A 14,110-nucleotide genomic window follows, 5' to 3' on the forward strand; every position below is an offset into this window, starting at 1 on the left:
ACTACCACAATGAAAAAGACCCAAAGGAACAGGGACAGTGAAGATGGATGTTGTGCCAGAAAACTCGGTACCCATTGCAGGTTTGCCTCATGTGCATGACCTCGATGAGTGCCGCAACATTCAAAAAGGGCCGGTGTTCATCATTGCCTCGGGGGCAACCGCCAAGGATTTTCCGCTGGAGAACTACGCAGACATTCCGATGATCACCATGAATGGGGCTATCTCGAAGTTCATCGGTACCGATATCAAGCCGTTCTTTTATGCCTGCACCGACATTGCCTTTTACCGGGAGCAGCCCGAATTGCTGGCGGCGGGGATGCACCTCAGTGAGCGGGTTGCCGTGTGGGAAGAGCACATCCGCCGTTCGGCCGTGATGCCCGAAGGGGACCTGTACCTGCTGACCAAGGCGCCCAAGCTTTCCTGGAGTGACCTGGTCTTCAGGGGTGATAAGGAACTCATCAGAAGTCGCAGGCTTGGAAACGGTCGCAACAGAACCCTGGGTTTCAGCAAGAACCTCAAGCGCGGCTTTTTTGATGCGCGCACGGTGGCCTATCTGGCGCTGCAAATTGCCTACCACGCAGGTTTTAACAAGGTGTTTCTGGTGGGTGTCGACTTGAATCAATCAGTGCGGCGTTTTTATGAAGAAGATGATGCCGACGCATCACCGTGCATGCTCGATCAGCATTTTTTTACGAGAATTCTGCCCTCGTTCAAAATCCTGTCGAAGTACGTCGTGAATGATGATTTTCAGGTTTACAACTTGTCCGGCTCTTCAAGGATTCCTGGCGAACTTATTCCCCGGGTGACGTTGGATGAAGTCGACAGGATGCTCTAAGGATTACCTGTGCTTCATGAATGTGGGTGCTCTTGAGGCACCCGTTTTTTTGCGCGAGCTTCAACCGGTGTCAACCGTTCGGTACCTGCACGCAGTCTTCTTGCTCATGCCTTGCCCAGCTCCTCCTGCAAAAACGCCACCAAGGCACGTTGCAATCCAGTCAACGCGCCTTCCCGGCTGATCAGCGCCAACTCGGTCGGCGGCAGTTCGGGCAGATCGTTGCATACGCGATGCTCAGGCAACACCGCCGAAGCGGGCAGCACCGACACGCCCAACCCGGAGGCCACCGCCGCCTGAATGCCCGTCAGGCTGTGACTGCCGAACGCAACGCGCCAGGGCCGCTGCGCCACATCCAGCAGACGGATCGCCCGTTGCCGATAAATGCAGCCCTGTGGGAACAGCGCCAAGGGCAATACCCCATTGGCTGAGTCAACCCCCGCACCCTTGACCCACACCAGCGTTTCCGGCCACGCCGCCCAGCAGGGGCCGCTGTCCGGTTCGCGTTTGACCAGGGCAATATCGAGGGTGCCCGCCGCGAGTTTTTGCTTGAGATCGGTGCTCATGCCGCTGACGGTTTCCAGGCGCGCTTCGGGCCTGGCCCGGTTGAATCCGGCAAGGATCACGGCCATGCGTCGGGCATCGAAATCTTCCGGTACGCCGATGCGCAGGATCTCCAGGTCGAGGTCGCTGGCCAAGGCTTCCACCGCCTCCGAGGACAGGGCCAGCAAGCGCCGTGCGTAGTGAATCAGCATCTCGCCATGCTCGGTCACGCTGATGTTCTGCCCGGTTCGGTCACGCAACAGCAGCGCATGCCCGACCAGTTCTTCGAGTTTGCGCACCTGTTGGCTTACGGTGGATTGGGTCCGGTGCACGCGTTCGGCGGCGCGGGTGAAGCTGCCTTCGTCCGCCACGCAAACGAAGGTCTTGAGCAATTCGAGATCGAGCATGGCGGCCTCTTGATATTCGATTTATCACTGACATGTCGTTATTAATTTAATTTCACACTATCACTGATCGCTCTTAACCTGAAGATCACCCTTCAGAGGAAACGAACATGACACTCACAATCACCCCGCGCCCCGAGTGGCTGACCTTCGATTGCTATGGCACGTTGATTCAGTGGGATGAGGGCTTGAAAGCCGTGGTGGCGGACATCTTGCGCGGCAAGGGGGATCACAGCGTTGATGTCGATCGCCTGATCGAGGTGTACGACCGGCATGAGCACCGGCTGGAACAGATGCCGCCGCATCGCTCGTTCCGTGAGTTGAGCACTAGCGGATTGCATCTCGCCCTGGAAGAACTGGCGTTGGCGAGTGCCCCCGAAGACAGTCTGCGCCTGGCCGCGGCGATCCCGCGGATGCCGCCGTTTCCGGAAGTGATCGAGACGCTCGCCCGGCTCAAGGCGATGGGCTTCAAGTTGTGCATTGTGTCCAATACCGATGACGACATCATCGCCGGCAACGTTGCGCAACTGGGCGGGCACATCGATCGGGTGATCACGGCGCAGCAGGCCGGTGCTTACAAGCCGAATCCGCGACTGTTCGACTACGCTCACGAGCAACTGGGCGTGACACGTGATCAAGTGGTGCACATCTGCGCCAGCCCGACGCTGGACCACACCGCCGCGCGGGACATGCACTTTCGCTGCGTGTGGGTCGATCGCGGCACCGGTCGGCAATTGCTGCCGGACTACCAGCCCGATGCGACAGTAAACACGCTGGATCAAGTCGTGCCGTTGTTCAAATCCCTTGGCTGGTAAACCCGGAGTCATTGCCATGGCACACACCCTTGCAGGCGGTTCCCGTCCCACCCGTTACACCGAGCTGAATCTGGATTCGCAGGCGGCCATCACCGCGCGCACGGAGCTGGCAGCGTGCTTCCAGCTCGCGGCGCTGCACGGTCTGGAGGAGGGGATCTGCAACCACTTTTCCGCGATGGTGCCGGGCCGGGATGATCTGTTTTTTGTGAACCCCTACGGTTATGCCTTCGAAGAAGTCAGCGCTGAAAATCTTCTGGTTTGCGACTTTCACGGCAATGTCGTGGCCGGCGAAGGGCAGCCTGAAGCGACCGCGTTTTACATTCACGCCCGCCTGCACCAACAGCTGCCAAGGCTGAAAGTGGCGTTCCATACGCACATGCCTCACGCCACGGCGTTATGTTTGCTGCAAGGCCCACCGCTGTTGTGGCTGGGGCAGACGGCATTGAAATTTTACGGCCGCACGGCGGTGGACGAGGACTACAACGGCCTGGCCCTCGATGAATCCGAAGGCGACCGGATCGCCAGTGTCATGGGCAATGCCGACATTCTGTTTCTGAAAAACCACGGTGTGATTGTCGCCGGACCGACCATTGCCGAGGCGTGGGACGATCTGTATTACCTCGAACGTGCCGCCCAGGTGCAACTGATGGCGATGGCGACCCAGCGCGATCTCAAGCCTGTGCCCGAGCCGATTGCCCGGCGCGCCTACGAACAAATGCGCCTGGGGGATGCCGAAAGCGCGCGGGCGCATTTGCACAGTGCGATGCGCAGACTGTCCAAAGGACGATTGCCCCTCACTACGGCGTAGACTAAGCTCGCAAAATATAAGGGTTTTGGGCCTTCGCCCATGCCTTACCCTTGCAGGATGAGCTTTGCCTAATCTCCAAAACGACCCGCACATCGCCACTGGCGTTGCTTTGAAACGTTTACCGCTGCGCAAGGCAGCGATGCTGTTCATTGCTGTGGTGTGCCTGTGCCTGTGCGGTTTGCTTTACCTGCAACTGGAGCAATCGCGCCGGCACGATCTGGCCGTGGCCGAAGTGGCGTCATCGAACCTTACGCGAGCCATGGCGCAGCAGGCCGAAGACACCTTCATGAAAGCCGACCTGGTGTTGACCAGTCTGGTTGACTGGATTCAGGCCGACGGCTACGGTCCGCCGCAGCGCCCACGTCTTCAGAAAACGTTCGCCCAGCGGGTGCAGGCGCTGAATCAATTGCACGGGATCTTGCTGTTTGACCAGAAGGGCCAGTGGATCGTGACCTCTTTTGCGGATCTGCCGCGTGGTCGAGGCGTGGCGGACCGCGAATACTTTATGTATCACCAGCAGAACGTATCGTCCGTGGCGCACATCGGGCCGGCCATTCGCAGTCGTGAGAATGGCGAGTGGATCATTCCGGTCTCCAAGCGCATCAACGACAAAAACGGCCATTTCCAGGGCGTGTTGCTGGCCGGCATCAAGATGTCCTACTTCGACCAGTTCTTCAAAAGCTTCAGCCTGGATGACAATGGCTCGATGTTTTTGGGGCTGACCGACGGGACGTTGCTGGCGCGCCGGCCGTTTGTCGAAGCGAAGATTGGCTCGTCGTTGGCCAATGGCGAGATCTTTCAGACGTTGCTGCCCAACGCGCCCTCCGGTAATGCAACGTTCCGTTCGGTGGTCGACGGCACCGTGCGGTTGTATGGCTACCGACAGCTCGACGCCTATCCGCTGGTGGTGTCGGCGGCATCGTCCAGGGATTCGATTCTCAAGGGTTGGTACGACACCGCGTTTCGATCCAGCGTCATTGTTGCCCTTGTCGTGCTGGGCATTGGGTTGTTCGGCTGGGTGTTCGTGCGCCAGGTTCGCCTCGGCGAGCAGGTCGAGGCGGATCTGCGCAAGGCCAAGGAGGCGCTGAAGCTCATCGCGACCCACGACAGCCTGACCGGCCTGGCCAATCGCCGACTGTTCGAGCAGGCGCTGGACATCGAGTTCGGCCGTGGCATCCGTCAGTCGAGTTCATTGAGCCTGATCATGCTCGATATCGATTACTTCAAGCGCTACAACGACGCTTATGGCCACGTGGCGGGGGACCATTGCCTGGCGCAAGTGGCACGGGCGGTGAAGAGTTGCTGCCATCGTAAAGCCGATCTGGCGGTGCGGTACGGTGGTGAGGAGTTCGCAGTGTTGCTGCCGGATACCGATATTCACGGTGCGATGGTCATTGCCGAGCATATCCGTCGCGCCGTCATGGCCAAAAACATCAGCCACAGCGGTTCGCCCAACGGTTTCGTCACGGTCAGCCTTGGCTGCTATTCGTTTGTGCCCACGCGGCTGGACAGCACCGAAGTGTTCATCGGGCGTGCGGACGCCGCCTTGTATCAGGCCAAGCATTCAGGGCGAAACCGTTCGGCGGTGCTGTCCATCGACGGCGGGATCGAGGAGTTGATGCGCTCGGATCGTTAAGACGACTCAGGCGCGAGCGGTCTGTGCGGATTAGCGAAGGCTGTAGTCGGCAAGTTTTTGTTCGAGCCGCTGACGTACCATCGGCCATTCATCATCGATGATGCTGAACCGCACCGAGTTGCGCTTGCGTCCGTCCGGCATGATCCGTTCGTGACGCACGATACCTTCCTGTTGCGCGCCGAGCCTGAGGATTGCGTTGCGCGACTTCTGATTGTTCTCGTCGGTGGTGAACTGCACCCGCACGCAGTCCAGCACGTCAAAGGCGTGGCGCAGCATCAGGTATTTGGCTTCGGTGTTGACGAAGGTTTTTTGCCAGCGGGCCGAGATCCAGCTGCTGCCGATTTCGAGCTTGCGATTGAGTCGGTCGATTTTCCAGAAGCGCGTCGAACCGATGACCTCGCCGGTGTCCTTGAGCACGATGACGTAGGGCAGAACAGTGCCTGCATCCCGGCCGTCGAGGGCTTTTTTCAGGTAGCTGTGCACCGTGGTCGGGGAGGGCACGACGGTGACAGTCAGGTTCCACAGTTCGCCATCTTCGGCGGCGTGTACCAGCGCATCGGCATCGGCGTATTGCAGTGGGCGCAGGCAGATTCTGTTGCCTTCCAGCGGTGTTTCCATGGCGTCGGTTTTCTCGGTTGATTTTTCGGTCGTGTGGCGATTGGTGAAATCAATTGTCGGTCGTACCGTTTTATCCCTTATACATGGCGGCCATCGGCGCAGAGATCTGCGGCCACTGCATAAGGACCGAGCAATGAGCGAGCCACGCCTGAGCAATCTTGCGTTGTACCTGCAACGCCTGGGCTTCGATGCGCCACCGGCGCCGACCCTGGACACCCTGCGTCAACTGCAACTGCGTCACACCGGCGCATTCCCGTTTGAAAACCTCACCACGCTGTCAGGCGAGCCTGTGCTCATCGATCTGCCGTCCATCGAGCAAAAAGTCCTGCACGATGATCGTGGAGGTTACTGCTACGAACTCAACAATCTGTTTCTGGCGCTGCTTCAGGCGCTGGGCTTCAATGCCCGTGGAATCTCCGGCCGAGTGGTCATGGGCCAACCCGAGGGTGCGTGGACGGCGAGGACACACCGCTTGAGCCTGGTCATCCTGGATGACGTGCGCTACATCACCGATGTCGGCTTCGGTGGCATGGTGCCTACGGCACCGCTGCTGCTCGATACCCCGGCCGAACAGCGCACGCCCCACGAACCCTATCGCATCGAGCAACATGCTGATGGCTACACCTTGCGCGCCAACGTTGCGGGTGAGTGGCGGGCGATGTACATCTTCGACCTGCAACGGCAGGAAGACATCGATTTCGCCGTCGGCAACTGGTACGTCTCGACCCACCCCGAATCGTCTTTTGCCAGGCAGTTGATGGTGGCGCGAACGGGAGAAGGCTGGCGGCGCACGCTCAACAACGGCAGTTTTGCGATTCACCGGATGGGCGGCGAGAGCGAACGCCTGCAGGTGACGGATGTGGATGAGCTGGTCGGGTTGCTGGGGCGCGAGTTCGGGATTCGGGTGCCGGAGCACGCAACGCTCAAACAAGTGCTTGCGCGGTTGATCGTGGCGGCGTAGCTCAAGGCTTCATCACGCGATGAATTTCACTGAGCACCTCCGATAGTTTTTTCTCCAGGCTTTTTAGCTCGGCGGCCGTTATCCCTTCTTTGAAATGTCCGGCATTTACAACAGCGGTGTTCGGGATGGCCGCTGCGCTCTTGCTTCCATCGTCGAGCAAGGCCTTGCGCAAGGTGTTGTTGATCACCGTCTGATAACCGAAACCTTCGCTCTCGGCGGCGAGGCGCGCCGCGTCTAACACGACATCGTCGAGCATGATGGTGATGCGGGTTTTGCCTTTGCTCGAGGCAACCGCTCCGCGTTTGGCGTTACTGAAATCGTATTCGTCTTTCATGGCTCAAGCCTCCAGATATCGGCGCCGCTCATTTTTGGTAGCGACGCGCGCGGAAATGATTCGAACGAAATTCGGCTCGCGCCAGGTGTACGCAACGACCAACAATCGACCTTTGGCATCCAGCCCCATGATGATCCACCGCTGTTCATCGTGATGGTTGTCCTCCAGCGAGAGGGCTCTCTCGTCATAAAACACGGCCTCGGTCTCCGCGAGGCTGATCCCTTGGTGCTTTAATTTGTTAGCTGCGTTCTTTGCCTTGTGAAACTGAATCTCGAATGACTTCATTATGCATACTTTATATGTATAAGCGAGAGGCGTCCGTGCCGGCGGTCGCTTGGAATGCCAAAGACTAGCGGGCGGGGGAGAAGGCGCAGGAAGGATGTATTTCAAATGTTTTTTTGGAGGGGGAAATAGCGCAGGGAAAGGACTGCATGGACACATGTCCATAATCTGACTGATGAGTTGTATACAACTCTATAGACATTTGTCCTGAGTCTTGCATACAGTGTGCGCATAACAAAAACCAGGGAACCCCCCAACCATGAAAACGCCCCATGTTTCACACCAACGGCCTGAGGACGAAAACCTCGGTGTCGGCGCGAATATGGCTTACGGCCTGCAACACGTTCTGACCATGTACGGCGGCATCGTCGCGGTGCCTTTGATCATCGGTCAGGCGGCCGGGCTCTCGCCGGCGGACATCGGTTTGTTGATTGCTGCTTCATTGTTTGCGGGGGGCTTGGCAACATTGCTGCAGACCCTCGGTTTACCGTTTTTCGGTTGTCAGTTGCCGCTGGTGCAGGGCGTGTCCTTCTCGGGCGTCGCGACGATGGTGGCGATTGTCAGCAGTGGCGGGGAGGGCGGATTTCAGTCGATTCTGGGGGCGGTGATTGCCGCGTCGTTGATCGGTTTGCTGATCACGCCGGTGTTCTCGCGAATCACCAAGTTTTTCCCGCCGCTGGTGACGGGCATCGTGATCACCACCATCGGCCTGACGCTGATGCCGGTGGCCGCGCGCTGGGCCATGGGTGGCAACAGCCATGCGCCGGATTTCGGCAGCATGGCGAACATCGGCCTGGCGGCGGTAACGCTGGTGCTGGTGTTGTTGCTGAGCAAGATCGGCAGCGCGACCATCTCCCGTTTGTCGATTCTGCTGGCCATGGTCATCGGCACGCTCATCGCGGTATTCCTCGGTATGGCGGACTTCTCGTCCGTCACCCAGGGCCCGATGTTCGGCTTCCCCACGCCATTCCACTTCGGCATGCCGACCTTCCACTTCGCTGCGATCCTGTCGATGTGCATCGTGGTCATGGTGACGCTGGTCGAAACCTCGGCGGACATCCTCGCGGTCGGTGAAATCATCGACACCAAAGTCGACTCCAAGCGTCTGGGCAACGGTCTGCGCGCCGACATGCTGTCGAGCATGATCGCGCCGATCTTCGGTTCTTTCACCCAGAGTGCGTTCGCCCAGAACGTCGGGCTGGTGGCGGTGACCGGGATCAAGAGCCGTTACGTGGTGGCTACCGGCGGCTTGTTTCTGGTGATCCTCGGCCTGCTGCCCTTCATGGGGCGGGTTATCGCCGCGGTACCGACCTCCGTGCTCGGCGGCGCCGGGATCGTGCTGTTCGGCACCGTGGCGGCCAGCGGAATTCGTACGCTGTCCAAGGTCGACTACCGCAACAACGTCAATCTGATCATCGTCGCCACGTCCATCGGTTTCGGCATGATCCCCATTGCCGCGCCGAACTTTTACGACCACTTCCCAAGCTGGTTCGCGACGATCTTCCACTCGGGCATCAGCTCCTCGGCAATCATGGCCATCGTGCTGAACCTGGCCTTCAACCACCTCACTGCCGGCAACTCGGATCAGCAGTCGGTGTTTGCTGCCGGTACTGAGCGAGTCCTGCGCTATCAGGATCTGGCAGCGTTGCGCGAAGGGGATTACTTCAGCGAAGGCAAGTTGCATGACTGCGACGGGAAGGAAATTCCGGTGATAGAGACGGATCATGGGCATGGCGAGCCGAAGGCGGTGCATGTCAAAAGCAGTGAACATGTCTGAATAAAAAAGGCGCCCCCAGGGGCGCCTTTTTACATGACATGACCCCCGTACTGTAGGAGCCGGCTTGCCGGCGATGGCGGCCTTGAGAACGATGCATTCTTCAAGGCCCTCATCGCCGGCAAGCCGGCTCCTACAGGTCTTAAGTCATTTTTTCCACCGCCCACAAAAAAGCCCCTGAACCTTTCGATTCAGGGGCTTTTCGATCTTGCTGTCTGGCTCCACGACCTGGACTCGAACCAGGGACCCAGTGATTAACAGTCCCTAAATAGTCCGTCCGGCTATGTGCGCTAGTGTTATTAGGTCTAGTAAATACCCTTGTAAATCAAATGGCCGGTTCTATCCTTTGTGTGTACCTGTTCGCTGATGTGCGCCTGTGACCGGGCTCGCTATAGACTTTTACAGACACGGGAGAAAAGGCCATGAGCATTTTCACCACCAAAACCGTCGAGGCGGCGAGCAGGAAAGCCAAGCTGCTAGGCTCCGATGTTTGGGTCACCAAGGAGGGCAACCGGGGCGAGGGCAGGCTGCGCGTGCGCGCTTCACCGCATGGCAGCATCGCGTTCTTTTTTCGCTACAGTCACGACGGCAAGCAACACCAACTGCGTATCAATGAAGAAACGCTGGCCCGAGCAAGCGACGAAGCGGATCGTTTATCCCTTCTATATCGTTCTGGCATCCACGACCTGCACCAGTATGCCGCGATGGAATCGAGGACCTCGCAAGCCCGGCTGGCGGCGGAGGTGGCTCAGCTCGATGCGCTCGCCCTGGAGGCCGAAGCGAAGGCCCAGCAAGGCACCCTTGGCGATCTGCTGACCGCCTATGCCGACATGCTGAAAGCCGCCGGCAAGGCCAGTGCTGGAGAGGTCCGTAGTCAGGTGAAGAAGGATGTCGAGACGGCTTTCCCAGCTCTGTGGAAAAAGCCGGCTGTGGACATCACCCTTGATGATTGCGTGGAAATCATCGGCAAGCTGAACGATGAGAAAAAACCGCGACAGGCCGACAAGATGCGCTCCTATCTCAAGAGTGCCTACCGCGCCGCGATCAACGCCCGTGGCAATGTGAAGGCACCCAAGGTGATGCGCGAGCTGGGCATCACCAGCAATCCGGCAAACGAAATCAACAAGGTCAAAGGCTCATCTGAGGCCAGCGAACGTGCTCTGTCCCTGGCCGAGTTCCGAGCGTATTGGAAGCGTATCCAGGCACTGGAGGAACCGTGCCGGAGCGTGACCATGCTGCACGTCCTGACGGGTGGCCAGCGCATGCAGCAACTGGCCCGTGTGATGTTGGCCGATATCGACCGCGACGCCATGCTGATGCGCATGCAAGACGGCAAGGGCAAGCGCGAGAAGCCAAGGGTGTATTGGGTGCCGTTATTGCCCGAGGCTTTGGCGTGCATCGACCGCATCACCCTCGTTGGGCAGTACGTTTTTTCCTGCAACGGCGGCTTGAGTCCGATGCACGTCAGCTACATCAGCGACATCGCCTCGGACGTGTGCAGCCAGATGGCCGAAGCTGGTGAGCTGCAAGGAGAACCCTTCACAGGAAAAACCATTCGCGCCACCATCGAAACGCGTCTGATGAAAAAACCCTACCGAGTATCGAGCGATGTTCTCGCTCGCCTGCTTTCTCACGGATTGGGCGGTGTGCAGGCGCGGTCCTACATGCACGACCCGATGCACGAAGAAATGCTGGAAGCCCTGGAAAAACTGTGGCGGCTGCTGAATGAAAAAGCGGAGCCTTTGGCGGAGGTTATACAACTGCACGCTTGAGCACATAGCCCGCCACAGACGGTTATTGACAGCCCCATAGGGCGGCGTATTGTGTGAATCACGGGTAGCGCACTGTCGGCAACGGCAGCCCTTCAAAGCGTATCGGCAAGCCGCAATATTCGAGGGGCTTTAACTTTCCTTTTTTGGAGTTAAAGCCATGACCTCATCATCTGAAATCACTCCGCTTCTACTGGCACCCAACGCGGCTGCCAAGGCCCTTGGTATCTCACGTTCAACTGCCTACGCCTGGATGCGTGACGGTGTTTTGCCGTGGGTCCAGTTTGGTGCGGATCGCAGGATTCCGTTTGCCGAAGTGCAACGCTTGGCCGTCGAAGGCATCCCGCGCAAAGACGCTCGTCGCGCCGAACTGATCTAGGGGGATGGTCTATGACCAGCATGAAAAAGCCCCCAGCCGGTGATGCGGCAAAGGGGGCTGTGGACTGCATTTCAAACGATTCTAAGAATACTGCTGTAGCCGAGTCATCGCAAACGCAGGGGCTGGCCGATCTGTATGAAGTTGCCGAACGACCAATCTTCGTACCATACAAGCTGGTGCCCAAGGAAAACGGCAAAACGGATAAGGTGCCCAGCAACGGCCAATACAACCTGTGCTACACCGAGGCTGGCCATCTGATGCCCTTGATCGCGGCCTTGGCCCTGGTCAGCGAGTGGCGTGGCTTGCACGGTGTCGGCATTGTCTTCGAAGGTGGAATTGTCCATGACGGCTATCAGTTGGTAGGTCTGGATTATGACGGCGTTGATTTTGACCGCTTCCAACTGCCTGTGGCGTCGTATGCCGAGCGCTCGCCTTCGGGCAAGGGCATTCACCAGTTGGCATGGGTGCCGACGCTCTGGGCTGCTCGATACCGCTACACCACGAATGTTCAGCTCGACGGCTGCCACCACGCAGAAGTCTATCTGGCGTCACGCTTCCTGACCGCGAGCGGCGACCGGATCAACGACATGCCCATCAATCGGCTGACGCCCTGTGAACTACTGATCTTGGAGTCGTGGAGGCTCAACCCATTTGAAACCGAACAACCCAAGGCTATCCCACCCAAACTCGACGCTGGTTCACCGCTCGATCTAAATGCCTTCCACCTGACACCAGAGCAAAATCATCTGGTGAACGGCACCGGCAAGATTGATCGCTCCAACATCATGATGGGTTTCATCATCAACCTGTCTGACAAGGCTTCGCAAGAGGACATCTTGGCTACGCTGGTGCAGACGCCAGCGCTGTGGCAGTACCTGATGGATCATCGTAACAACGACGAAGCCAAGGCTTTGATCTTTGCTCGTGAAGAAATCAGCCGGGCCTACAGCAAAAGCCAGACCGGCATGAAAGCTAAACTGGTGGGATTCAACCCTGCTTGGAAACCGGTCGAGCCGAAAGAAATCATCGCCTTTCCGACACCCTACGCTGGCCCGATGGCGGACGCGGTTGCTGCTGGCCTGGAAGCGGCGCACAAGCCCCAACCAGAGCTGACTACCATGGCAGTGCTGTCGTCGATGGCGGCTGCATGCGGTAGTTTTTACAGGCAACAGGACGGTAGCCGGTTGAACCTGTACTTCCTGGGGATTGCCAAAACCGGCACAGGGAAGGACGTGCCGCTGAGGCTCGCCAAACAGATAGGCCGCCTCGGCAATGCAAAGCTGATCGGCGCGCCTGGTTCCGGTCAGGGATTGGAAGACGCACTGGTCAGCAATATCGCGACCTACTGCGCAGTAGACGAAATTGCACACTTCTTCTCCGCGATGAACGATGCCAGAGCTTCAAATTACGAACGGGCCAACGGCCGCAAACTGCTGGAGTTGTTCAGCGCCTCCGGCGACGAATACGAAACCCGCGCCTTGGCCGGCAAGGAAGCACGCATCATCCAGAACCCGGCGTTCAATTTGATCGGCTTCACCACACCGGAGAAGCTGGGGACTGCCTTTAATCCAGACGATTTCGCGGATGGACTGGCTGGGCGGATTTTGTTCGTATTTACCAACAACAACCCGCCTGCGCGGCGGGTACGCAAGCCTATAGAGCTACCCGTCTCAGTCCAGCGGACCGCCATGCAAGTCGAGAACGGATTGGTTTACTTGCACAGCATGGGTGGGATCGTCATCAACATTGCCGACGATGCTGAACGAATGCTCGACGTGCTACTTGCGGAATTCGATCAGCGCGGGAGGGCTATCGATTCACCTTGGGAAAGCGCGTTGTGCGTGCGCAGTCTGGAAAAGGTAGAGCGCATTGCTGGCGTCCTGGCCGTGTGGGACAACCCGGCCAAGCCGGTGATTACCCTCGAGCATATCGAATGGGCGGCGCAGTTCGTGCGCGCTTCCAATGCGGCCGTGTTGAGTTTCGTCGAAGAGTTCATGCACAGCGGAGGCGAACAGAAGAGCGCCGCTTTGCTCATGGGGATGCTGCTGGACGGGAAGACCAAACCGAAGCCTGATCGAAAAGGGGAAATCGCTGCCAGTGAGGCGGGGTGGGTGCCCCGGTCGGCCCTGATGCGTAGGTCCGATCTATGTAAAAAAGACTTTGACGCTGCGATTGCCTACCTGCTGGCGCGGGATGAAATCGCAGCAGGCTCATTCGGCAACAAAGATTTGCAGGTTATAGGGTTGAAAGGCGATGACTAGGGGGCTTTCACCGGGGGGTGTGTTCGGGGTGTTCGGGCGTGTTCGGGGAACACCGAAACCCGCAGCACACAAGGGCTAGAGGTGTATTTATATATGTGTTCCTTCTATATACCTCTCACCCTAAATGTACCCCCGGTGAAAATTACTACCGGTGTATTTGTCCTCTCTGTTTGTGTGTTGTGCGGGGAACACCCGAACACAGGCCGAAAATACCCTTGCAGCCCTTGTAGTACGCGGGTTTCGGTGTTCGGGGGAACATGCTGTGTTCGGGCGCGAACGGCACTTTAGGAGTTAACGAACATGCGGCCAAAACTGTTGGTGCATCCATCCCAAGCCAGGACCATCGCCAACCCGGTGGAAATCGAACGGTTGCTTAGCCAAGGCTGGGTGTTGGCCGCTCCGAAACCGAAGACGGCGACGGCGAAGCGGATGCGCAGTCTCCGTGCTCGCCGAAGGGACGAAGGCTGGCTCTCACTGTACTTGTGGTTGCCACCGGAAGACGTGGCGGCTGTAACGGCCATCAGGCGCCCAGGTGAGAGCTATGCCGCGCTATTGGTGCGCTTGGCCACTGAACGGAGTTTGCTGTGATGCACGTCCATGTCGCCCATGCACAGAGTAGAAACTGGAGGGGCGTCCGGCCGATTGAGAAAGTCGGATCGTCGAGGTGAAAAGCGCTGATCAGAGGATATGTAAT

General features: G+C 58.3%; 13 protein-coding genes. 9 read left to right on the forward strand and 4 right to left on the reverse strand.

The annotated features are described in order from the left end of the window. Nucleotides 1-43 precede the first annotated feature (43 nt). The gene (locus J4E42_RS09895) at nucleotides 44-835 is read left to right on the forward strand and encodes a lipopolysaccharide biosynthesis protein (protein WP_207285232.1); all 792 of its coding nucleotides are present in this window, start codon (nucleotides 44-46) and stop codon (nucleotides 833-835) included. A 104-nt stretch (nucleotides 836-939) separates the two neighbouring features. Here J4E42_RS09895 and J4E42_RS09900 read toward each other — a convergent pair whose 3' ends face one another. Then, a complete protein-coding gene (locus J4E42_RS09900; protein WP_008037666.1) occupies nucleotides 940-1,782 on the reverse strand; it encodes a LysR substrate-binding domain-containing protein in 843 nt (280 codons plus the stop codon). Nucleotides 1,783-1,889: 107 nt separating this feature from the next. On the opposite strand from J4E42_RS09900, the gene J4E42_RS09905 reads away from it, so the two are divergent. From J4E42_RS09905 to J4E42_RS09915, 3 genes are all read left to right on the forward strand, one after another. Beyond that, complete coding sequence (locus tag J4E42_RS09905) at nucleotides 1,890-2,594, forward strand: haloacid dehalogenase type II (RefSeq protein WP_207285115.1); 705 nt, start codon at nucleotides 1,890-1,892, stop codon at nucleotides 2,592-2,594. A 16-nt stretch (nucleotides 2,595-2,610) separates the two neighbouring features. After that, nucleotides 2,611-3,402, forward strand: coding sequence for an aldolase (locus J4E42_RS09910; protein ID WP_207285117.1), 792 nt, complete (start codon nucleotides 2,611-2,613; stop codon nucleotides 3,400-3,402). 64 nt (nucleotides 3,403-3,466) lie between these two features. Next, nucleotides 3,467-5,038 carry a GGDEF domain-containing protein gene (locus tag J4E42_RS09915; protein WP_207285119.1) on the forward strand — a complete coding sequence of 524 codons (1,572 nt, stop codon included), beginning with the start codon at nucleotides 3,467-3,469 and terminating at the stop codon, nucleotides 5,036-5,038. A gap of 30 nt (nucleotides 5,039-5,068) precedes the next feature. Here the strand turns inward: J4E42_RS09915 and J4E42_RS09920 are convergent, their stop codons facing one another. Next, complete coding sequence (locus J4E42_RS09920) at nucleotides 5,069-5,656, reverse strand: GNAT family N-acetyltransferase (protein ID WP_192416868.1); 588 nt, start codon at nucleotides 5,654-5,656, stop codon at nucleotides 5,069-5,071. A gap of 133 nt (nucleotides 5,657-5,789) precedes the next feature. On the opposite strand from J4E42_RS09920, the gene J4E42_RS09925 reads away from it, so the two are divergent. Beyond that, a complete protein-coding gene (locus J4E42_RS09925; protein WP_207285121.1) occupies nucleotides 5,790-6,617 on the forward strand; it encodes an arylamine N-acetyltransferase in 828 nt (275 codons plus the stop codon). 1 nt (nucleotide 6,618) lies between these two features. Here the strand turns inward: J4E42_RS09925 and J4E42_RS09930 are convergent, their stop codons facing one another. After that, the gene (locus J4E42_RS09930; RefSeq protein ID WP_192416865.1) at nucleotides 6,619-6,951 is read right to left on the reverse strand and encodes a BrnA antitoxin family protein; all 333 of its coding nucleotides are present in this window, start codon (nucleotides 6,949-6,951) and stop codon (nucleotides 6,619-6,621) included. A 3-nt stretch (nucleotides 6,952-6,954) separates the two neighbouring features. Next, the gene (locus J4E42_RS09935; protein WP_008037659.1) at nucleotides 6,955-7,236 is read right to left on the reverse strand and encodes a BrnT family toxin; all 282 of its coding nucleotides are present in this window, start codon (nucleotides 7,234-7,236) and stop codon (nucleotides 6,955-6,957) included. A 256-nt stretch (nucleotides 7,237-7,492) separates the two neighbouring features. On the opposite strand from J4E42_RS09935, the gene J4E42_RS09940 reads away from it, so the two are divergent. From J4E42_RS09940 to J4E42_RS09955, 4 genes are all read left to right on the forward strand, one after another. After that, nucleotides 7,493-9,010 carry a nucleobase:cation symporter-2 family protein gene (locus J4E42_RS09940; RefSeq protein ID WP_008028327.1) on the forward strand — a complete coding sequence of 506 codons (1,518 nt, stop codon included), beginning with the start codon at nucleotides 7,493-7,495 and terminating at the stop codon, nucleotides 9,008-9,010. A gap of 419 nt (nucleotides 9,011-9,429) precedes the next feature. Next, a complete protein-coding gene (locus J4E42_RS09945; RefSeq protein ID WP_207285123.1) occupies nucleotides 9,430-10,779 on the forward strand; it encodes an integrase family protein in 1,350 nt (449 codons plus the stop codon). Between the two features lie 157 nt (nucleotides 10,780-10,936). Next, entirely contained in the window at nucleotides 10,937-11,155 is a 219-nt protein-coding gene (locus tag J4E42_RS09950) for a helix-turn-helix domain-containing protein (protein WP_207285125.1), read from the forward strand. Nucleotides 11,156-11,166: 11 nt separating this feature from the next. Further along, nucleotides 11,167-13,416, forward strand: a complete 2,250-nt coding sequence (locus J4E42_RS09955; RefSeq protein WP_207285127.1) for a DUF3987 domain-containing protein — start codon at nucleotides 11,167-11,169, stop codon at nucleotides 13,414-13,416. Nucleotides 13,417-14,110: the final 694 nt, after the last annotated feature.

Source organism: Pseudomonas sp. FW300-N2A2 (assembly GCF_017351735.1).
GTDB classification, from domain to species: Bacteria; Pseudomonadota; Gammaproteobacteria; order Pseudomonadales; family Pseudomonadaceae; genus Aquipseudomonas; species Aquipseudomonas migulae.

Bases quoted from the DNA above. Each gene is read 5' to 3' on its own strand.
- J4E42_RS09920 (WP_192416868.1), bottom strand. From the start codon at position 5,656: ATGGAAACACCGCTGGAAGGCAACAGAATCTGCCTGCGCCCACTGCAA.
- J4E42_RS09895 (WP_207285232.1), top strand. From the start codon at position 44: ATGGATGTTGTGCCAGAAAACTCGGTACCCATTGCAGGTTTGCCTCAT.
- J4E42_RS09910 (WP_207285117.1), top strand. From the start codon at position 2,611: ATGGCACACACCCTTGCAGGCGGTTCCCGTCCCACCCGTTACACCGAG.
- J4E42_RS09950 (WP_207285125.1), top strand. From the start codon at position 10,937: ATGACCTCATCATCTGAAATCACTCCGCTTCTACTGGCACCCAACGCG.
- J4E42_RS09900 (WP_008037666.1), bottom strand. From the start codon at position 1,782: ATGCTCGATCTCGAATTGCTCAAGACCTTCGTTTGCGTGGCGGACGAA.
- J4E42_RS09940 (WP_008028327.1), top strand. From the start codon at position 7,493: ATGAAAACGCCCCATGTTTCACACCAACGGCCTGAGGACGAAAACCTC.
- J4E42_RS09955 (WP_207285127.1), top strand. From the start codon at position 11,167: ATGACCAGCATGAAAAAGCCCCCAGCCGGTGATGCGGCAAAGGGGGCT.
- J4E42_RS09925 (WP_207285121.1), top strand. From the start codon at position 5,790: ATGAGCGAGCCACGCCTGAGCAATCTTGCGTTGTACCTGCAACGCCTG.
- J4E42_RS09930 (WP_192416865.1), bottom strand. From the start codon at position 6,951: ATGAAAGACGAATACGATTTCAGTAACGCCAAACGCGGAGCGGTTGCC.
- J4E42_RS09935 (WP_008037659.1), bottom strand. From the start codon at position 7,236: ATGAAGTCATTCGAGATTCAGTTTCACAAGGCAAAGAACGCAGCTAAC.
- J4E42_RS09905 (WP_207285115.1), top strand. From the start codon at position 1,890: ATGACACTCACAATCACCCCGCGCCCCGAGTGGCTGACCTTCGATTGC.
- J4E42_RS09945 (WP_207285123.1), top strand. From the start codon at position 9,430: ATGAGCATTTTCACCACCAAAACCGTCGAGGCGGCGAGCAGGAAAGCC.